This window comes from Opitutaceae bacterium (genome assembly GCA_041395105.1).
Classification (GTDB): Bacteria; Verrucomicrobiota; Verrucomicrobiia; order Opitutales; family Opitutaceae; genus B12-G4.
In genome coordinates, this window is record JAWLBB010000001.1 from 922,026 (window position 1) to 942,322 (window position 20,297).

Consider the following 20,297-nt stretch of genomic DNA (forward strand, 5'->3'; position numbering starts at 1 on the left):
GATCCCGGGTCGGAGCCTGAGATATGGTCCGCCCATTCGAGAAAGACTGGCTAGTTAGGCACGTGGTATGGCCTCTGCTGTCGCCAGGCCAACTCGCCGGTAGTCAGGGCGGGTCCGGTGCCCGGGTATTCATCGGTGCCCATTCCGCGCTTCTCGAGCAACTCATACACGGGTGCGGCGGCAACCGCGGCAAGGAAGGCGCCGCGCTGGTCGATCCATTGTCCCTCCACCTCGGGAGAGCCTACGCTCAGGAACGCGGGTCTGGGCGCGAAAAGGGCAATCAGTTCGTGGGAATCGACGGGCAGGTCTCCGGGCGTCAGCGGTCCGGCATAGCGGATGTAGTTGCCGGCCATCCAGTGGTAGGCGTAGGTTCCCGCGAGATTCTCCACCCGCTCACCGAAGTCGCGGCGATGGAGCACCAGTCCGCCCTTGCCCGATGAGCCGATGAATCCGATGGCGAAACGCGGATCGAAGGCCATGGTCACGGCCGCCGCCTTGCCGTAGCGCGAGAGTCCTTCGATGCCGGCCTGTTTGGCATCGACCGTCGGGTCCGTCTCGAAGTAGTCAAGTGCCCGGCTCGCGCCCCAGGCCCAGGCACGCAAGGCCCCCCATTGGTCGGGCGGGCGCGGTTGGCCTTGGTTGCAGAGACCAATGATGCCCCGCGTCAAACCCTCCCCATTGTCCGCCTGATAGCTGGTCGGAACGATCGTCGCCGCGGCCCAGCCGTGCGCCAGCACCTGCTCTTCCCAGGTCGGACCGGGAGGCGGCGGGAACCGGGCGAGGATTTCGGCCGGCCAGCCGAAATGCAGCATGACGGGCACCGGACCGGCCGCATCAATCGGGGTCGAGAGCGTAAGGTCGATCGTGACTTCAAGGAGTGGATACCCCGAATTGTCGACGTGGCCGGCCAGCCGCCGGGTGAGCACCGCAACGCCTCCCTTGTTCTCTTCGGTGGAGGAGAGAAGCTCCCAACTGACTTGAGGCACCTGGTCCGGGAGGCGGCCGTAGATTTCCCGCTCGAAGTGCTCCAGTATTTCCGGTCGTCGTACTGCCCACCATCGGGCAGGGGTGCGCACGGGTTCGCCTTCGTCGGTGACCAGGGGGGCGGGCAGATCGGGAAAAGGGTTGGCCCTGGCCTCGTCGGTGTTTGGCGCATTCGGTCCGTCGGGGTTGTTGGGATCGGCCCCGGGCCGCATCGAGGTCACCCCCAGGAGAACACGGAGGCGTGCATGGTCCTGGTTGCGATCGAGCTCCACCGGGGCCGGCAGTCCCTCCACGAGGGTCGGCGCTGCCGGCATTTGGGCCGCCGCCGGCGACAGCAGGGCAATCGAGGCAAGGAGAGAGACGAAAAAGCGGATCAACATGGTTCTTTGTTCTTGGGCTTAACCCTGGAGTCGGATTCGTCGAAATGCCACCGATTTTTCTGGAAGGCGATCAGCCAGATCCCTTCATTCGAAAGACCTGCATCCGGCTTGGAGATCGATCTGACCAGCCGATCTACTCCCTCGCTTCAAGAAGATCCAGGAGGGCGTCCCGAACCGCCTTCGGGTGTTCCCATGGGATGAAATGTCCCCAGTCCGGGTCGGTCACGAGGGTGATCTGCGCGTTTCGAAAGGCACGCTTCATGTAGTCCATATTCGCATACGGAACCAGTGCATCCTTCCGGCCGTGCACAAGGACGACGGGTAGGCCGACCTCTGCCAGTCTGGGCTCGAGTGTGGTCAACTCCTGTTTCAGGGCGAGGATTTCCCGGTTGGAGGTGACGAGGTCTGTCGGGATTGCCCAGTTGACCAGGCGCCACTCCGCCACGTGGTTGAACCAGAATTTCTCTTCGAGATCCGGATCGAGCGAGCCGGCGATGATGACGAGGGCGGCGACCTTGGCGGGGAAATCGACGGCGGTCTGCGCGATGACCGGACCGCCGTAGGAATGACCGACCAGAATGGCGGGTTTGTTGGGCGAGAACCGGTTGATGACGGCCGCAACCAGGGCGGCCTGCTTGGAAAGCGAAGGTTCGACACCTCCAGTCCTGGATTCGCCGAACCCGGGTCGGTCGAAGGCAATCAACTGTGCTCCGGCCAGCAGTCCGGGATCGGTCATCAAGTCGAGGAAGTTGTCCCAGGTCCCTGGAGAACCATGGACAAAGATGATGGCGGGTTTTTCCGGATCTCCCGCGCATGTGCCCCGGATCACGCGGCCGTCAATGGCCACTTCGAAAGGAACGGAAGCATAGCCGGCCTGGGCGTAGGCTGCATCGATCTCTTCGGGCGAATGGCTGAAATCAATCAGGTGCAGACCGATCAGGCCGAGGATGACCAAGCCGAGAAGGGTGGCCCCGGTGATCTTGAGAACGCGTTTGAGCATGGAGCGGGATCATCCATAGGGGTGCCGGGCGCGCGGTCAATGATCCCGGCGCTCCTCCATTTTCGGAAGGGGGTTCATGCAGGGTTGTGGTCCCCGAGCGTGTGTTGCACCCCGGGACAGGCTTGCGCGACCGCCGAAAGGACCCGGGAGGCAAAGGGCAGTTTGCGGATGAGCCAACCCATGCCGAAGGCGACAACAAGGGTTGGGAGGGAGAGCACCAGGAATTTGGCCAGGAGGGGGAAGTCCCAGTGGCGCATCAACCAGGAAACGAGCAGCACGGGTATGGCGTGGATGATGTAAACGGCATAGGTGCTGTCGGAGAGGGCGCGGAGCAGTCGTCCCTGAGCATTGAAAACGCCTTGAAACAGTCCCAGAAGGCCGAGCATCAGGGTGATGCCCACGACCTGCTCATAGACCGAATATCCGAGGCTCTGCCAGTGCCAACCTCCCATGAATGGATCGAGATTTCCGGACGGAGCCCCACCGGCGATGAAGAGAATCGGGAAGGCCACCAGAATAAAGGCGTTGGCAAAGACCAGCCAGCCGATGCCCTGCTTGAGAGTCAGCGACTGCAGCCAGCCGCGTTGCCAGACAACAACCCCCAGTATCATCATGGCGATGTACTGCGGGAAGTGCGCGAGCTGGAGCTGGACGTGGGGCGCCCACCAACCGACGGGCATCCGGATCCGGACCATCCAGGTAATCAGGCCCAGGACGAGCGTAAACATTCCGATCTTCCACGGTTCTGGCATGGGCCCGGGCACCTCATAATGATTCAGTGGCCTTGCTCGGAGCAATCGAAACACGGTGTAGCCGAGGACGAAATAGATGAGGATCTCGACAAACCACATCGGCCCGAATCCGCGGCCGGCCCCTGTCTCCAGCACGTGGAGCAGTGAGGGGGCTTGACCGTCGGTCTGCGTCAACTGCCTCGCCAGGTAGAAGGTGAATGGCCCGATCAGGAAAAAGAAGGCAAGGGTGGGGATTCCCAGGCGGATGAGCCGCTCCCAGACAAACCTGGCCGGGCCTTTGCGGTTGTAGGAATCTGATACGAAGAATGTGGATACGAAGAAGAGCAGGCCCATGAAGAAGGCCTGGTTGGTGGAGACGAAGACGATGAGTGGCAGTTGGGCGAGAATGTTGTCCGGTTTGCCCTCGACGTAATACCAGTCCCCCGGTGCTCCGTAGACGATGGAGAAATGATGCAGCACCACGAGCGCGATGCAGAACACCCGCAGATTATCGATGAAGGTCAGACGGGGTCTGGCGGCTTCAGAGGACATCGGGGTTCAGGTTGGTGAAAGCGGGATCGGACGCAAGGGTCGGGGTTTTCGGCACGATAGGGCGTTCCCCGTTGTCGGGGCGAGAAAGAAGAGACCGGGGCTGATCGATCGATCGTTTACCGATCGAGCAGTCCGCCGGCGAGGATGCGGATGAACTCGCTGTTTCGCCTGAGGGTGGCGGCGTAGTCGCCCGGATCGTCCCGACCGATCACCACGACGAGGTTGTGATCCAGATCGATCCGCAGGGTCGAGGCGGTGGCGGAACCGTGGCCGATGACGTTTCCGCCGAGGTAGGCATCCTCCGGATCCGCCTCCATCGGATCCAGCATCCATTCCATGCCGATGCCCCATTCCAACTCGGGGTCATTGAGGGTGGGGACGTAGTCGATCAGGCGCTTTGGCAGGATCGCGTCGAAGGTCTCCGGCGAGTAGAAGCGATAAGGCCCATAGCTGCCGCGATTGAGGATCATCTGACCGACCCGGACGAGAAAGTCCGCCGTGTATCCGGCGCCGTAGCCGAGGTCGGTCTGTGTGACCAGTCCTTCACCCAGGGGGTCGAGGATGTTCTCCTGGAGCAGGGTGACCATGTCCTTGCCGGCAAGCAGTGACATCGCCATCCCGGCGAGGTTGTTGCCGTCGCCGGAATAGTGCCGGCGGAGTCGGGGCGTGGTCAGGGAGAACGCCTGCACATTGAGGTTGTTGTCGAGGTAGGGGTTGAAGATCCCTCGGGCCGTGGTGTGACCGGTCATCCCGCTCAGGTGGGTCCAGCAGTCGCGGTAGGTGATCGCTCGGGGTCCGTCGGTCGGGAAATCCGGCAGGACGTCGCCCAACGGCGTGTCCGGCGTCACGATTCCCTGGTCGAAGAACCGGGCCATGACCTGACCGGCCACCAGCTTGCCGATGGATGCCGGGGCAAAGAGGGAATCGATCTCGATGTCCGGCTCACGGGCCGAAGGAAATGCCTCGCGCATGAAGATGACCCTGTTGCGAGCCACGATGATGCGGAGTCCCGACGATGGATCGTCGCGGGTCCATTGGCGCGCATAGGCTCGCAACTTCTCCACGGTTCCGATTCGGATTCCCGCTTCAGCCTCCGTTCCCGAGTGCAGCTGGGGAGCTGGTTCCCTGAGGATTTCGACCGGTCTGAGTTCAACGGGGGTTCGCTTCTCCAACCGCATCCGCAGGGCGAGGCGGTGCCGCAGATCCTCCACAAACGAGCCCTGGAGGATTTCGTGTTCGTTGGAGACTCTGTCCGGTGTCGCTTCCCGTTCCTCCATCCAGGCGAAAAGGGCGGCCCCATCCTCGGTCGTGGTCATGTAGCGGCCCATCGACGCCCAGACCTGCCGACTGATCTCAGTCCGGTGGGCCTGCAGTTCATCGGCGGATAAGGTCAACCAGGGGTTGGTCCCCATCCCGATCAGGGATGGACGATCGTAGGGAGGTACGGAATAGCGCCCCATCCATTCGGTGTCTCCGGGTCGGTAGACGCCGACCAGGGTCCTGAAGGGCAGCCCGTCGCGGCACTCGAGGGTGATGTCGGCGTAATAGCGGCCGGGTTGATCGGGCCGTTCAACCTCAACGCCCATGACGTTGTACCAGGTCGGTTTGAGCTCGGTGTCCCTGAAGATCGTTTTCGCCAGTTTCGGCCGCTCGAAGGCGAGCTCGGGAAAGGCGGGGTTCCAGAGGATGAAGTCCTCCGCATTGTCCGGGATGATGCGCAGATCGCTCGCGTTTCTCCGCCATTCCAGGACGTTCTCGCGGCGCTGCCCTTCGTCGTCGTAGAGCTGGCAGAACATCTGCCAGCCGCCCGGTCCGTTTTCCACCTTGATCAGCAGACGGTTGGTGCCCTCTGCGAGATTCACCGGAATGACTTCCTGGGAGGGTTGCGCCTCTCTGCCGGAAGTCCAGACGTCAAGGACCCGGTTGCCGTTTGCCCAGACCCGGCCTGAATCGTCAGAGCCGAAATGCAGCGTCCAGGTCGTGGGCGCTTCGAGGACGATATCGGTGTAGGCGTAGGCGACCTGGTTATCGGTCGGTGGCGGGAAAATCTCGTTGAAATCCAGTTGACCATTGTCTGCCAGTGACGCCGGGATCACGGTCCTGGACACACCGTCCCAGACCACCTTCGTGTCGTCCCTGATGACCGCCCGGGCTTCTCCGCCCAGTACCTCAAGGAAGTCCGTGGTGAAGCCTGCGCGGGAAATGCCGCCAGGTCCCGGCTCGGGCAACATCAGGTTGGGAAACGGCCCGAGGACCTTCCATGAATCCGGAGCGAGGTTTTCGGGAAGGAGGGATTCGGTCGTTTGAGCCCAGGAAAGGGTCAGGCCGACGATCGGCAGCAGAAACAGTCTCTTCATGGCGCCTCCAAGGGTTTTTTCGCCGAAGTCTGAAAGGCCCGGCTCCACCAGGCCATTCGATTGTCCACCGGGGCGGGAGTCTGAAGCGAGGCTTCTCCGGCCTGTCGTCCGAGCTAATCACAATGTGCTCCGGAGAAGAGTCAGCTTGTGCCCCTTCACCGTGTCGGGCAGTTTCGTGGCTGCGGCGGTTGCATCCTCGGCCACTCCTGCATGGGATTGCCTGCCGGGTTGAAAATCTCCATGGAAGGTCCATAAAACAGTTCTTTGCGGCACCGGCTCCGTCCCCGGGAAAAGGGTGGGTCGGTGGACAGCCACCCGGATGGTCTCCGCACGGTGAACCCGGAACTCAATACCCTCATGCCTCTGGAATCCTGCTTTGCTGCACTGGCCGACGGAAGACTGCGTATCGGCAATGCCCTGATCGAACGCGAGTGGAGAATATCCCCCGACGGACTCCTGCGTTCGCTGAGCCTGGTCGATCGGGCGTCCGGGACCTCGTGGTTGGTGGCGGACCGTGAGGGGGCGCCCATCCTGCCCGAGGTCCGCCTCTCGGACGAGAGGCGCGCCGTGAAGCTCGAGGTTGTTCGCGGTCGAAGATTTCCGACCGAGAGCGAGTCGCTTGTCGCGACCCTGACGGCGAAAGGTGACCGGGTCACCTTGACGACGGTCTTTCAGGTCTTCCCGGATCTGGCAGGCATCAGTGTGCAACTCACCTGCAACGGTGGTGAGATCGGCCGTCCGTCGGGCTCATCGGATGCGAACAGTCCGCCAAGCGGGATCGAGGCCGTACCCGAGACCGCAGCCGCTCCGAACGAAGTTGATATTCTCGACAGCCTGGCATTGGCGCCCCGGCACCTGCGGCTCACCGCCGTGACCCTTCGCGACCAGACCGACCAGCACGACGAATTGGTTCACGAAGAGGAGCTCCTGCTGCACCCGAACAAGAATCGACGCGACTTCAACGGGATCCTCTTCGCGGTAGAAGACACGTTGACCGCAAACGGGCTTGTTCTGGTCAAGGAGGCCCCGTTGCCCCATGCCTGTCCGGTGGTGGCCGGTCCTTCGCTTGAGGTGCGCGGCCACACCTGCACGATCCGGGGTCACGGCACGGGAGGAGACGGATTACCGGGCTACCGGTTGACGATTCTGGCTTATTCCGGAGGACCCAATGGTCGGACGATGGCTCTGCACCGATGGCAGCGGAATCTGCGCCAATACCGCCCGGGACGTGATGGACTGGTCCTGACCAACACCTGGGGCGATCGATCGCAGGATGGACGGGTCAACGAATCGTTCCTGATGCAGGAGATTGAAGCGTGTGCCGGGCTCGGAGCCGACGTCGTCCAGATTGATGACGGCTGGCAGAAGGGGAAGACCGCGAATTCCCTCCAGGCCGGCGGGGTCTGGCAGGGGTTCTGGGCTCGGGACGAGACCTTCTGGGATGTCCACCCGGAACGGTTCCCGAACGGACTCGCTCCGTTGATCGAACGCACACGGACGCTCGGCTTGAAGTTCGGGTTGTGGTTTGCGCCGGACTCGGCTCTGGATTTCGAAAACTGGCGCCGGGACGCGGACTGCGTCCTCAACCTCCATCGGTCATTGGGGGTGACCTATTTCAAGATCGATGGAGTCAAGGCCGTCAGCAAAGCCGGTGAACGCAACCTGCGGCGGTTTTTCGATCGGGTGCTGGAGGCGACGGACGCGGAGGTCGTGTTTGATCTCGATGTGACGGCGGAGATCCGCCCCGGCTACTTCGGGATGATCAACGTGGGCCCGCTCTTTGTGGAGAACCGCTACACCGATTGGTTCAACTACTGGCCGCACCGTACTCTCCGCAATTTCTGGCAACTCACGCGATGGATTGATCCGGTTCGTCTGCGGATGGAGTTTCTCAACAATGCGCGGAATGCCGAGCGCTACCACGGTGATCCGCTTGCGCCCGCGGCCTGGTCGCCAGCCGGTCTGCTGGCCACGGTTTTCCTGGCCAGCCCTCTCGGCTGGTTCGAGGTCAGCGGATTGGCGCCATCCTATGTCAAGGCGGTTTCCGGACTGTTGAGAATCCGCACGACCCACCGGGATGCTCTCCTGACAGGAATGGTCATCCCGATCGGTTCGGTCCCCGATGGGGTCAGCTGGACCGGCTTCCTCTCGATGGATCCCCAGCAAAGCCGGGGCTATGCGCTTGTTTTCAGGGAACTCGCCGGGTCCTCGGAGTGGACGATCCCGATCAGCGGGCTGTTCGGCCCGAATCGGCTGGAGTTGGAGATTCTGGCCGGAGAGGGGACGGCTTCGGCTGACGGGAGAGAAATCAGGTTCTCGATTCCCGGTTCCCTGGGCTTTCTCCTGGTTCAGGTGGATGCCGGTCAATGAAACAGTCTTCGGGTGCGGCTGAAAATATCCAGAAGGTGTGGATTGCCAAATCACGGATTCTCGGCTTGAGGAAGGTGTTCACAAACTTCAACCCACAGTAACTCCGCTTATGGCTTTAAAGTATGCTCGGATGATTGCCGTCTCGCTGTTGCCCTTCGCTCTATTGGCGAATCCGGCAGCGGCCGCCCGATCCGTTTCGGATCTTCGCCTCGACACACCGGTCACCACAGACCGGGCTCCCCGCTCCGTCGCCACCAGCCCGGCTTCCGGCGAAATTGAGATCGTCATCCAGCTGCAAGGCCCGTCCATTGCCGAAGCGCACGAAAAGGACGCCAAGAAGAACGGCAGGATGCTCTCGAAGAAGGCGCAGAGAGACATTGCTCGGGCTCTTGAGTCCGAGCAGTCCGGGGTGATGGCCTCGGTCGCCCAATTGGGTGGACGGGAAGTGGCCCGCCTGACCAAGGTGCTCAACGCGGTCATCGTCAGCGTCGACGCCTCCAAGGTGGCCCAACTGTCGGATCTGCCCGGGGTGATCTCCGTCCGTCCGGTCGGCGAGTACGAGATGGATCTCACGGACACGGTTCCCTATATCGGAGCGGCGATGGCCCAGGCCGAGGGAATTGATGGCACGGGAGTGACCGTGGCGGTGCTCGATTCCGGTATCGACTACACCCATAAGAATCTTGGTGGGCCAGGGACTTTCCCGGACTACCTGGCGGCTTGGGGTACTGGAATCGGAGATCCTCTTCAGACCACCACGGACGGGCTCTTCCCCACTGATAAGGTGATCGGGGGCTACGATTTTGTCGGGGAACTCTGGCCGACCTATGGTCCCCGATCCGAGGATCCGGATCCGATCGACTACGAGGGACACGGCACCCATGTGGCCGACATCATCGCCGGCCAGAGCCTGGATGGGACGCACGTCGGCGTGGCCCCCGGGGCCAGGCTCTTCGCGATCAAGGTCTGCTCGGCCGTTTCTTCCTCCTGTAACGGAGAGGCCCTCCTTCTCGGCATGGAGTATGCCCTGGACCCGAACGGCGATGGGGATATCTCCGACGCGGTTGACGTGATCAATCTCTCCCTCGGTTCTTCCTATGGACAGATCGAGGACGACCTCAGCCTGGCCGCGAGCAATGCCGTCCGCCTCGGCGTCGTCGTGGTGGCCTCGGCCGGTAACAGTGCCGACCGTCCCTATATCGTGGGCTCGCCCTCATCGACACCCGAAGTGATCAGCGTGGCTCAGACCCAGGTTCCGAGCGCTGAGGCGATCCCCCTCAAGGTGAACAGCCCGGCTCCAGCGACTTATGGGAACACCGCTACCATCGACTGGGCCCCGATCGTCGGTAGCATTTCGGCCGATCTTCTCTACCCCGACACCAATCGTCTCGCTGGTGCGGAATTCCCCGCCGGGACCTTTGATGGGAAGATCGCTGTCATCGACCGCGGTAGTGTCTCCATTTCGTTCAAGGTCTACTGGGCTCAAAAGGCCGGTGCCCTTGCGGTCATTCTGGTCAATAATGCTCCGGGCGCCGCCCCGAGTTTCAGCTTCGGAGGATTGCCTGAAGATCCCCCGGCCTTCACCGACCTGGTCCCGACCCTGGTCGTCGGTCAGGAAGTCGGCAATGTGCTCAAGTCCCAGCTTGCTGCCGGCGCTGTCAATGCCACCATTGAGGATGTCGGTGGCATCCCGCTCGCGGGCAGCATGGTGGCCTCGTCCAGTCGGGGTCCCAGTGTCAGCTTCAACGCGATCAAGCCGGACATCGGCGCTCCCGGTGCGTCCATCTCCGCTGTGGTGGGAACAGGCGACGGAGTCGAAGCCTTTGGTGGTACCTCCGGGGCTGCCCCGATGGTTTCGGGGGCGGCGGCTTTGCTGCTCGAAGCCTATCCAAAGGCTTCGGTCGGCGAGATCAAAGCCCGCCTGATGAACAATGGGAATACTGAGGTCTATACCAACCCGGCCACCCAGCCGGGTGATCTGGCCCCGATCACCCGGATCGGTGGTGGCGAAGTCCAGGTGGACCAGGCGATCGCCGCGATGACGGCGGCCTGGGCCGAGGACGATTCCCAAGGACACCGCGGCTGGGGATGGTGGAATTTCGGTTCATGGGATGACCGGAGGGAGGCCAGACACGAGGATCGGAAGGCCAAGGCCTACGCGGTCAGCCTGTCTTTCGGATTCCAGACGGTCCCGTGGAAACAGATTATCAATCAGACGGTCCGGGTAACCAATTATGCCAACCGGGATCGCACCTACACCATCAATCCGACTTTCCGCTACGCCGATGATGCCGCCAGCGGAGCGGTCAAGATACTCACTCCGAGAACGATCCGGGTGAAGAAGAACTCCAGTGCCACCTTCAAGGTGCTCCTCTATATCGATGGTTCCAAGCTGCCGTTTTACGTCCTCAACGGGGGCCCGCTGGGCGGGACCGGGGCCAGTCTTCAGGTCAATGAGTTCGACGGATACCTGGTGATCGCCGATCGCGACGACTCGGTGAACCTGCCCTGGCAGGTGCTGCCTCACAAGGCCGCGGATGTCAAACTGGAGGGACGGTCGGTCAATCTCAGGAAGGGCAAGGGCGACTTCAGGCTCCGCAACTGGAGCCCGGTTCTGGATGGCGAGGTTGAGGTTTTCGATCTGCTCGGAAGCAGTCCGAAAATCAAGAAGCAGTTTCTTCCCGGCCCGGGTGACAACCTGGCGGTGATTGACCTCAAGAGTGTCGGTGCGGCCTTTTTCGGCTTCGATGGCGGTGGCTACCCGGTCGGTGGCATCGCGATCAGCGCCTACGGACGACGGGCGCATCCCAACTACCCGGCGGGTTTCGAGATCCAGTTCTTCATCGATGATGACGACGAGCCAGACTACATCGTCTACAATGCTGAGTTGGGCGGTGCGTTTGCTGCGGATGGACGCAATGCGGTCTATCAGGGATCGATTGCGACTGGGTATACCGCCTACTTCCTGAGTGACGCCCAGCTGAATTCGGGGAACATCATCCTCCCATTTTACCTGGATGAACTCCCCAACTGGAGCTACGAAGACGGAGCGACCGTTCGGATGGCGGTTCTGGCCTATGACAATTACTTCACCGGCATTGTCAGTGATGTGATTGAGGTGGGTCAGTACACCTTCGGGCTGCCGAAGTATGACGGCGGCGGCCTTCTCACCGTTCCGGCCTGGAGCGGTTCAAAATTCCCGGTAACCGCGGTCCCGGGAGGGGCGGAGGCTTCGCCGTCTCAGACGGGCCTTCTCCTCATGTATCGGGACGGGGCGAATCGGGAATCGGAGGAAGTCCTCATCAAGTAACCCTTCCCGTTCCGTTCGATATTCTCCAGGGGCGCTCCGCGAGGGGCGCCCCTGTTTATTTTTTTGTGGTGCCCCGGGTTGTTCCTGATGGACCAACACGCATCAAACGAGGGCATGCGTGGCGGCCGGGCGGCCGCTCAGGAGACCAGCCCTCCGTCTTCAGAAGGGATTCCATGGAGCCAGGGCCGTGCTCCCCGAGCGTGCACGGCACCTCGGGACAGGCCTGCGCGACCGCCCGAAGCCCCCGTCAATCCATGCTTGTTACGGTGGACTACGGAGCAGGGGTGCCGCCGGGTGGATTGTCTGTGCGTGCGCCTTCCCCATCCGGATCCGCGGTCGGCGGCGGTGGCTGCTCCGTCTCGACGGTGGTGTCGAGCGGGTGCTCGTGAGCATACCATTCCCTGGATACCTTGCCGTCGAGGAAGGACCAATTTGCCGGGTAGACATCGGGATCGAAGATGACGTGATAAAAGTGCCAGACGATGATCGCGAGCACGGCGAGAATGGCCTCGAAGAAGTGAATCGTCACGCTGGCATCGATCACCCACCGCGGCACATACTGGGTGACGGGAAGCTTCCACCAGATGATCAATCCGGTTGTACCCATCAGGAGCATACCCCAGACCACCGCCCAGTATTCGACTTTCTCGGCATAGCTGAACCGGCCGAAGCGGGGCCGCTTTTCGGAACGCTCGAGGAACCAGCTGACGTTGTCCTTCAGGTCGCGGAAGTCCTTCGGTCGCGGCGCCAGGTCGCTCATCAGTTTGTGTCCGCGCCGGGTGAGCCAGACCCAGAGGATGTGGTAGACACCAAGCGCCATCATGACGATGCCGGACCACCGGTGGGTCAACCGGCGGAATTCCTCGGTGCCAAAGAGGATCCCGATCCACGAGTCCGGATACTTGAGCGCGAAGCCCGAGAGCGAGAGATAAATGAAGCAGATGACGAGCAGCGCGTGCTGAATCCGGAGCTGTCGGCTCATCCGGATGACCACGCGGTCCTTGCGGCGGAGTGAAGGAATGACCTTCCGTCGAAAGGCCAGTCCGTTGTGCAGGACCATGAGCCCGATCAGGAGCACGATGACCACGGTGTAGATCCGGGCGATCCAGAGGGTGAGATGGGAACTGAAATCGCCATTCCCATCCATGGCCTGATGGATCTTTCCCGAGACGAATTTCTCACTTGCGCCTGGATGGCACTCGCCGCAGGTCCGGGCCAGGTTGGCCGGGTTGATGGTGGAGCGCGGATCCGAAGACGGCCTGATGTCGTGGACGCCGTGGCAGCTGGCGCAATTGGCCGCCTCGGGTGAATTCTTGCGGTAGGCCAGGCCATGGTAGCTGTCAAAGAACGTCGTGACACGGTCCGCCGGCAGCCCGAAGCGGGTGGCGAGGATCTCCGAATCGTGGCACCGGCTGCAGACCTGCTCGGATATCCGGCGCAATGCATCGTCGCTCAGGTAACCGATGGAGTGCTCCGCGTGACAGTCCGAACAGGATGGCGCTTCGCGTTCCCCGCGCAGAATGGCCTGTCCGTGGACGCTTTCGGTTACCTCCCGGGCGACATCCTCGTGGCATCTTCCGCAGGTGAAGGTGAGTTTGGAATAATGGACCGTCGAGGCGGGATCGAGGATCGAGGGCATCTCGTGTCCGTCGCCATGGCAGTCCGTGCAGGAGGCGGTGGTTTCGACACCGCCTTCCCCGATGCGGTGGTGGAGTGAGTCGCCCTGTGAGGCGGACTGCTCCTCATGGCAGGAGACACAATCGACCGGTGGAGGGTAGTTGCCGTCAGGGTGAAGTTCCTCGTCGATCGTGACGTGACACTCCAGGCAGGAGATGCCGGTGTGGACCGACCGGCCGAGGGCCTCGACGTCGACATGAAGTCTGGCCTCGGTACCGTCCGGCCGAGTCTCGACGAACTCCGGATCGTCGTGACACATCAGGCAGTCGGCATCGTCTCCGCGCAGTGGGGAGGCCATCCCGAGCGCGAGCAACGCACCGGCCAACCCGAGGCACAGGCGAAGTGACGGGTGACCGAAATTGTAGAAAAGGCCGATCGTCGACATTGAATGGGACATTGCGTCTTTGATCGGCATTAAGACTAATGCTTTGAGATCTTACAATAAGAAACGCTAATGATAATTCGATAGAAGGCGTTCCGGTTGGGAATTGAGGTCTCATTGCCGGTGATCCGGGAACTCAAACCCGGCGGGTTTTGTCCGATGGACTCTATCGGTGGCGGGCGTCGGCCGGATCGAGATCCGTCGCCGTTGTCCGCCTTTACCGTATTCCAGCTTCATGAAAATCCTTGGTATCCTGCCGGCGGTGTCCGCATCCATCCTGGGACTCCTGGGACTTGCCGGGTGCTCGAGCACGCGCTCCGTTTCCATGAATGCGATGAATCCTGCGGAAATGACCTTTCCCAAGGAAATCCGGACGATCCTCATCGTCGACCGCAGCGAGTTCCATGATGGCACGGTCGGTCTGCTGGAATCTGTCTTGACCGGCGAGATCCCTGATCAGGACCGCAAGGGGCTCCAGACCATGATTTCGGAGTTGCGCAATCAACTCGCCTGGTCCGGGCGATTTCGCACCGTCGTGGCCAGCGAGGTTCTGCCCGGCAACAGCCTGACCGGGGTCTTCCCGGATCCGCTCGATTGGAGTCAGATCGATACCCTGACCAGGAAATACTCCGCCGACGCCGTTCTCAGTATCGAGATTTTCGACAGCGATTTCATCATCACGGACGGACGTCGGCTGGTGAAGAAGACGGTCAAGGAGGAAGGTGGCGAAACCGAGGTGCAGGTGACGGAGTATTTCGCGGAGGGTGTCGCCAATATGAACATCGGATTTCGCATCTACGATCCAAAGTCGCGGGATATCCTCGACGAAGACATCTACAGCCGGACCAATCGCTGGGAGGCCAGGGGATCATCGTTGCAGGATGCGCTTCTCGCACTTGACGACAAGATGGACGCCGCCCGACGGGTGAGTCGTCAGGTCGGCGTCGAATACGCCTACAGGATCGCTCCCATGCCGACGCAGGTCAGCCGTACCTTCTACGGAAAATCCAAGCACGTCCGGGAAATGGAGGAGGGTGGGCGACAGGCCGATGTCGGTGACTGGGCGGGAGCCGCCCGCACCTGGGAGGCGGGCCTGAACTTCGCCGACACGAAGGATGCAGGGCGCCTGTGCTACAATATCGCGATCGCCTGTGAGGTTCAGGGCGACTGGAAAAACGCGCGAAAGTGGGCTGAGCGGGCCTATGTCGAATACGCCAACAAGGAAGCCCGCGACTACCTCAATGAACTCGACCGGCGTGTCTGGCGGGAGGAACTCGCCATGGACCAGATGAAGTAGAGGCTGACGGCAGGTCGGTCGGGATCGGACGGGCTCAGATCGCGGCCTGTGTCCGTCAGGGGGCAAGGATGGCCCGGAACATGGTTCCGGCGACGCGCTGGATTTGACCCCGATATCGCTTTGGCTGGCCAACTCCCGGCCTTCAGCCATCTTCAGGGCAACCCCTCGCCCATGATTCGCAAGGAAACCTCCTTTCTCGCCGTCGGCCTTGTGCTCGGCGCCATCCTCACCGCCACCTGCTTCGTCTTCCTGCAACGCGCCCATCGACAGGGCGGTGGGGCGGCCCACCGGGTGCTCAAGCTGGGCCATGCACTCGATCAGTCCCACCCGGTCCATGCCGGGATGGAATTCATGGCGAAGCGCCTGGCCGAGATCTCGGGCGGGGCGGTTGAGCTGCAGATCTTTCCCAACGGGCAGCTAGGTTCCGAGCCAGAATGCATCGAGCAGTTGCAGCGAGGTGCCCTCGCCATGGTCAAGACCTCCGCGGCCACCATGGAGGGCTTTGTGCCGGAGATGGCGGTCTTCGGGCTGCCGTATCTGTTTCGCGATGACGACCATTGCTGGAAGGTGCTCAACGGAGAAATCGGCCGCGAGTTGCTCGCCGCCGGCGATGGAGTCGGCATTCATGGCCTCTGTTACTACGATTCCGGCAGCCGCAGCTTCTACATGATCTCGGCGCCGATCCTCGATCCGGCGGATCTGAAGGGAAGGAAGATTCGCGTGCTGCCCAGCCGCATGGCGATGGACATGATCTCCACCATGGGCGGCGCGCCCACCCCGATCCCCTGGGGTGAGCTCTATACGGCGCTGCAGCAGGGCATGGTCGATGGTGCGGAGAACAATCCACCCAGCCTGCTTTCCAGCCGTCATTACGAAGTGGCCCGGCACTATTCCCTCGATGAGCATACCCGCATCCCGGATATGGTGATCTTCAGCCAGACCATCTGGAACACCCTCAGTCCGCAGGAAAAGGCCTGGATCGAGCAGGCGGCGGCGGAATCAGTCACCTTCCAGCGGGCACTCTGGCAGGAAAAGACGGCCGAAGCGCTCGCCCAGATTGAAGCGGCCGGGGTCTCCATCCTGCGTCCGGACAAGGGTCCCTTTGTCACCGCGACACTGCCACTTTATGAGCAGATCGGCGATTCTGCGGTGGGTCGACTGGCCAAACGTATCCGGGAGGTGAAATGAGCGAGCCTTCCACTATGACGCCAACCCGGGGGAATCGGATCTGGGAGGTCTTTGTCCGGGGTCTGGAGTGGTTGACCATCGGCATGTTTGCCGCCCTCCTGCTCGATGTCCTGTGGGGTGTCGTTTCGCGCTACCTTCTTGGCTCGCAGAGTCGGTGGACGGAGGAATTGGCGGTCTACCTGCTGGTCTGGGTCTCCCTGCTGGGTGCCGCCTTGGTCTTTCGGGATCGGGGTCACCTCGGGGTCGACTATTTTGTGGGCAAACTGGACCCGGCGGCCCGTCGCCTGAGCGCGGTCATCGCCGAGATCGCCGTCATGGTCTTTGCGGGCTTTGTGCTGATTGGCGGAGGCTGGATGCTGGTCAGTGAAACGCTTCGGTCGGGTCAACTCACCCCCGCAATGGGTTGGCCGATCGGCTACCTTTACAGCGTGGTTCCGCTCAGCGGACTCTTCATCATGGCGTTCTCCGTAGAGCATCTCGTCACGGGACGGACCACGGCGTCGGCGGATGCCATCGGGAAGGATCTGACATGAGCATCGAGGTCCTGATCCTTCTGGTCGTCTTTGTCGGGCTGCTGCTGCTCAATACGCCGGTGGCAGTCTGCATCGGGCTGGCGGCCACCGCCACCATCGTGAGCCTGGGCGACGGTTCAGCGGCGTATGTGATGGCCCAACGGACGTCGGCCGGCATCGCCAGTTTCCCACTCCTGGCCATTCCCTTTTTTGTGCTGGCCGGTCTCTTGATGGGCGAGGGTGGAATGGCCCGTCGGCTGACCGATTTTGCGACCGCCTTGGTCGGGCGATTGCCGGGTGGACTGGCTTATGTGAACACCCTGACCTGCATGCTTTTCGGCTCGGTTTCGGGTTCGGCCGCCGCGGCCGTCTCTTCGATCGGGAGTTCGCTGATTCCGGAAATGGAGCGCAGCGGCTACAAGCGCGAGTTCGCGGTGGCCCTCACGGCCACCTCCGCCACGACCGGCCTGCTCATTCCCCCCAGCAATATCATGATCGTCTATGCGGTCGTGGCCGGAAATGTCTCGGTGGCCGCGCTCTTTCTGGCCGGAGTGATCCCGGGAATTGTGGTGGGGATTCTCCTGATGGCGGTCAGTCTGATCCTCAGCCTCCGTACGGGCGCCTTGAGTCACCGCGTGCAACGCCGGGTGGCGCTACCCTTCGGGCGCGCCGTCTGGGGTGCCCTGCCCAGTCTTGGTCTGGTGATACTGGTGTTGGGGGGAATCCTGGGCGGGGTGTTTTCGGCCACGGAGGCTTCGGCCATCGCGGTGGCCTACGCGTTCGTTCTCGGGGTGATCATCTACCGGGAGATCTCGCCGGCACAAATGCCCTCGATATTGTTGCGCGCGGCCCGGACGACCGCGGTTGTCATGTTGCTCGTGGGTGCCAGCCAGGCCATGAGTTGGGTGTTGGCCTATGAAAGGGTGCCGCAGCTCGTGAGCGAGGCGATGATCGGTCTGTCGGACAATCCGATGATCATCCTGCTTCTCATCAACGTCCTCCTGCTCATCGTGGGCACGTTCATGGACATGACGCCGGCCGTGCTCATCTTCACGCCGATCTTCCTGCCCGTGTTGACCGCGCTCGGTATGGATCCGGTTCAGTTCGGCATCGTGCTCATCGCCAATCTCTGCATCGGTCTTTGCACCCCGCCGGTGGGAGCCTGCCTCTTTGTCAGTTGCAGCGTCGGACGGACCAGCATCGCGCGCGTGATTGCACCGATGATCCCGTTCTTTTTCGCGATGTTGATCGGGCTTCTTCTCATCACTTATTGGCCGGCTTTGTCGGTCGCCTTGCCGCGATTGCTCAGACTGATGTGAAGCCGGTGCTGGCTCAGCTGATCGCAATGACGGCATGCAGGCCGATCTGCCTGAGTTCGATCGTCAATTCCTCGTCGGCGATTTGCCAGGTCAGGTCTTGGGCGTCGATGCTCTCGACGCTTCTTGGCGGTCGGGGCAGGGTGTGCAGGGGAATCCGGATACGAACCGGGCCGACCCGTGGAATCAAATCGTCGGGAGAGTTGAGCACGAGCGAGGCATAGAGGTTGACCAGCGAGATGGTGTGTAGAGCCGGTCCGTGTGTTCCGGCGGACCGGCGGCCGAAGACCACCGCGATACCGGCGGGCGCCTTGACTGTGATGGAGAGATCCGTTGCGTAGAGACGGATGAGCCGCGCCAGGACCGCCTTGAGATTGGGGTCGGCACGCTCGAGGATCTGGCGCCCCAGCGGAGCGGCGATATAGACGACCGCCCCGCGGCCGATGCGGTTCACCGTGATCAGCGGATTTCCTGTGGCGTGCTTGAAGTGGTTGTAAGCCGTTTCCCAGAGATAGGTCTCGGTGCTGCGCGTCGCTTCCGGATACACGATCTCGGCCAGAGGCTGCGCGGTTGTGCACGACACGATCAGGGTCTCGGTGGTCAACAGGAGAGGGTAATCCAGGAGCGGTCCCCGCAATTCTCCGTCCAGTAATCCGTAGTTCGCTTCCCTGAATGGCGAACGACCCTCGTAACGCACGCCGAGCAACTCGGCCCAGGCGAAATCCTTGCGCTCGTGGCCATGGTCATCCCGGAGGGAGGTCTCATGCGTCGCGATGAGCAGGCCTCCGTTTGCCACAAATTCGCGAAGTGTAGCTACCTGGGATTCGTCGGCGCATGCCGCATCGGCATAGAAAAGCGCGCGGTGGCCTTCCGGATCCAGGTCCGATGCATTGACCACGTCGAAATGAAACCCGCCATCGAAGAGCGCGTCGTGCAGACCTCTGGCCTCGGCCTGGATGCCGAGTTCGTCACTCTGGTTCCGCAATCTCATGATGTGCTCCGAGGCGGCGTCGTAAACGACGGCGATATTGGGGACACTCTGGAGACCGGCCAGCCAGGGTTCACGGGCCCGGACGGCCGCAAGGGCCGGTCGAATCGCATCGATCTGGCCTTTGAACAGTCGGCCGTCGGGAGTGAGATTCGTGCCGATCACGATACGGCCGGAATGGGCGCTGACCATGGCTGCCGAGACTTCCATGTAGCGCGCCGGAATCAGGTTCCAATCCACCCAGGTGCCGAGGGCGTTTCCGGGCCGCATGCTCTGGAAACTCCCGTAGGTATGCATCTGGTAGGGCTTGTCCAGTGACCACATGAGCTTCGCCTTGAAGCTTTGGAAGGCCGGGGTCTTCGCCTCCGAGGAGTAGTAGGTGGCGAACGTGTTCAGATCGGCAGGCGTGCCGACGAGACGGTCGTAGTAGCCTGAACCGTTGGATCCAATGATCAGCTTTGGGTCGATTCGCCGCAGAAGCGAGAAACAGTCATTCAGGATGGCCACGCGACCCTCCTGTCCGAAGCGAAAGACCGCCTCGCGCACTTCCGGATCCTCCGTCTGCCTTGGCAGGTCTTGCCCGTGTCGTGCGCGGAAGGCTTCCCGGCAATGTGAGCAGAAACAGGCCCGTGCGGGATCGACGCTACCCGGACCATACGCATGGGGCAGGCCGGCAATATCGAGAAACACGCCGTCGGGATGCAGGCCACGCACCATCTCCTCGAGTTCTGCCAGGATCCGGTCGCGCCAGGGTGACCGCACGCAGAGCCAGGAGAAGGTGTCATCGAAGCGCCAAGGTTTTCCATCCGCATCGAGCGAGACCCAGTCTGGGTGCTGCCGGGCCATCCAGTTGTCGAGACCGACATTGTAGTAGGCGATGAAGCGCTGACCAGTCTCAGCCGCGAGCCTGCGGGTCTCGGTGGCCCAGTCTTTCGGACAGGGCCGGTCGCCCAATGGAAACAACGGGTGACCCAGTGCAGGTTTGATGCAGAACTCCACCACTTGGGTCGGCGCTGCAGCGAGTTCACCGATCAGCGTGGCCGCATCGTAGTGCCGACCGATATCTGCGGACCACTCGGGCAGGATGATGACGGCATGGACACCGGCCAGGCGGGCATTCAGTGGAGTGGGGGCTGTTTCACCCGCGCGGGTCGGGTTGGAGGAGGCTTCGGTGGCCATGGCTTACGGCGGAGAGGAATGAATTCGTGGCGACCCGCTTCACGGTTGACCTTGATGATGAGCGATTGATTGGG

12 protein-coding genes are annotated in these 20,297 nt (G+C 62.0%); 6 read left to right on the top strand and 6 right to left on the bottom strand.

Going from position 1 to position 20,297, the window contains the following annotated elements:
• Nucleotides 1–50: 50 nt before the first annotated feature.
• The 4 genes from R3F07_03620 to R3F07_03635 all read right to left on the bottom strand — a co-directional run bounded on the left by R3F07_03620 (nt 51) and on the right by R3F07_03635 (nt 6,004).
• On the bottom strand, nt 51–1,364 hold the full coding sequence (locus R3F07_03620; protein MEZ5275453.1) for an acetylxylan esterase: 1,314 nt from the start codon (nt 1,362–1,364) through the stop codon (nt 51–53).
• 133 nt (nt 1,365–1,497) lie between these two features.
• Nucleotides 1,498–2,364, bottom strand: a complete 867-nt coding sequence (locus R3F07_03625; protein ID MEZ5275454.1) for an alpha/beta hydrolase — start codon at nt 2,362–2,364, stop codon at nt 1,498–1,500.
• A gap of 74 nt (nt 2,365–2,438) precedes the next feature.
• Nucleotides 2,439–3,647: an acyltransferase gene (locus R3F07_03630; protein MEZ5275455.1), complete on the bottom strand. Its 1,209-nt coding sequence runs from the start codon at nt 3,645–3,647 to the stop codon at nt 2,439–2,441.
• Nucleotides 3,648–3,763: 116 nt separating this feature from the next.
• Nucleotides 3,764–6,004, bottom strand: coding sequence for a serine hydrolase (locus tag R3F07_03635; protein ID MEZ5275456.1), 2,241 nt, complete (start codon nt 6,002–6,004; stop codon nt 3,764–3,766).
• 357 nt (nt 6,005–6,361) lie between these two features.
• Here R3F07_03635 and R3F07_03640 point away from each other — a divergent pair, with 357 nt between their 5' ends.
• Nucleotides 6,362–8,374: an alpha-galactosidase gene (locus R3F07_03640; protein MEZ5275457.1), complete on the top strand. Its 2,013-nt coding sequence runs from the start codon at nt 6,362–6,364 to the stop codon at nt 8,372–8,374.
• Nucleotides 8,375–8,483: 109 nt separating this feature from the next.
• Nucleotides 8,484–11,684 (top strand): S8 family serine peptidase, encoded by a 3,201-nt coding sequence (locus R3F07_03645; GenBank protein ID MEZ5275458.1) that lies wholly within the window; start codon nt 8,484–8,486, stop codon nt 11,682–11,684.
• A 271-nt stretch (nt 11,685–11,955) separates the two neighbouring features.
• Here the strand turns inward: R3F07_03645 and R3F07_03650 are convergent, their stop codons facing one another.
• Nucleotides 11,956–13,746: a cytochrome b/b6 domain-containing protein gene (locus R3F07_03650; protein MEZ5275459.1), complete on the bottom strand. Its 1,791-nt coding sequence runs from the start codon at nt 13,744–13,746 to the stop codon at nt 11,956–11,958.
• 232 nt (nt 13,747–13,978) lie between these two features.
• Here R3F07_03650 and R3F07_03655 point away from each other — a divergent pair, with 232 nt between their 5' ends.
• From R3F07_03655 to R3F07_03670, 4 genes are all read left to right on the top strand, one after another.
• On the top strand, nt 13,979–15,040 hold the full coding sequence (locus tag R3F07_03655) for a DUF6340 family protein (protein ID MEZ5275460.1): 1,062 nt from the start codon (nt 13,979–13,981) through the stop codon (nt 15,038–15,040).
• A gap of 171 nt (nt 15,041–15,211) precedes the next feature.
• A complete protein-coding gene (locus tag R3F07_03660) occupies nt 15,212–16,228 on the top strand; it encodes a TRAP transporter substrate-binding protein (GenBank protein ID MEZ5275461.1) in 1,017 nt (338 codons plus the stop codon).
• Nucleotides 16,229–16,242: 14 nt separating this feature from the next.
• Nucleotides 16,243–16,761, top strand: coding sequence for a TRAP transporter small permease (locus R3F07_03665; protein ID MEZ5275462.1), 519 nt, complete (start codon nt 16,243–16,245; stop codon nt 16,759–16,761).
• Nucleotides 16,758–18,059, top strand: coding sequence for a TRAP transporter large permease (locus R3F07_03670; GenBank protein MEZ5275463.1), 1,302 nt, complete (start codon nt 16,758–16,760; stop codon nt 18,057–18,059). Before R3F07_03665 ends, R3F07_03670 begins: the two co-directional genes overlap by 4 nt.
• A 13-nt stretch (nt 18,060–18,072) precedes the next feature.
• On the opposite strand, the gene R3F07_03675 is transcribed toward R3F07_03670, so the two are convergent.
• Nucleotides 18,073–20,223 (bottom strand): beta-galactosidase trimerization domain-containing protein, encoded by a 2,151-nt coding sequence (locus tag R3F07_03675; GenBank protein MEZ5275464.1) that lies wholly within the window; start codon nt 20,221–20,223, stop codon nt 18,073–18,075.
• Nucleotides 20,224–20,297: the final 74 nt, after the last annotated feature.

Excerpts from the sequence above, each read along its gene's own strand:
- R3F07_03620 (MEZ5275453.1), bottom strand. The coding sequence starts at position 1,364 with ATGTTGATCCGCTTTTTCGTCTCTCTCCTTGCCTCGATTGCCCTGCTG.
- R3F07_03625 (MEZ5275454.1), bottom strand. The coding sequence starts at position 2,364 with ATGCTCAAACGCGTTCTCAAGATCACCGGGGCCACCCTTCTCGGCTTG.
- R3F07_03630 (MEZ5275455.1), bottom strand. The coding sequence starts at position 3,647 with ATGTCCTCTGAAGCCGCCAGACCCCGTCTGACCTTCATCGATAATCTG.
- R3F07_03635 (MEZ5275456.1), bottom strand. The coding sequence starts at position 6,004 with ATGAAGAGACTGTTTCTGCTGCCGATCGTCGGCCTGACCCTTTCCTGG.
- R3F07_03640 (MEZ5275457.1), top strand. The coding sequence starts at position 6,362 with ATGCCTCTGGAATCCTGCTTTGCTGCACTGGCCGACGGAAGACTGCGT.
- R3F07_03645 (MEZ5275458.1), top strand. The coding sequence starts at position 8,484 with ATGGCTTTAAAGTATGCTCGGATGATTGCCGTCTCGCTGTTGCCCTTC.
- R3F07_03650 (MEZ5275459.1), bottom strand. The coding sequence starts at position 13,746 with ATGTCGACGATCGGCCTTTTCTACAATTTCGGTCACCCGTCACTTCGC.
- R3F07_03655 (MEZ5275460.1), top strand. The coding sequence starts at position 13,979 with ATGAAAATCCTTGGTATCCTGCCGGCGGTGTCCGCATCCATCCTGGGA.
- R3F07_03660 (MEZ5275461.1), top strand. The coding sequence starts at position 15,212 with ATGATTCGCAAGGAAACCTCCTTTCTCGCCGTCGGCCTTGTGCTCGGC.
- R3F07_03665 (MEZ5275462.1), top strand. The coding sequence starts at position 16,243 with ATGACGCCAACCCGGGGGAATCGGATCTGGGAGGTCTTTGTCCGGGGT.
- R3F07_03670 (MEZ5275463.1), top strand. The coding sequence starts at position 16,758 with ATGAGCATCGAGGTCCTGATCCTTCTGGTCGTCTTTGTCGGGCTGCTG.
- R3F07_03675 (MEZ5275464.1), bottom strand. The coding sequence starts at position 20,223 with ATGGCCACCGAAGCCTCCTCCAACCCGACCCGCGCGGGTGAAACAGCC.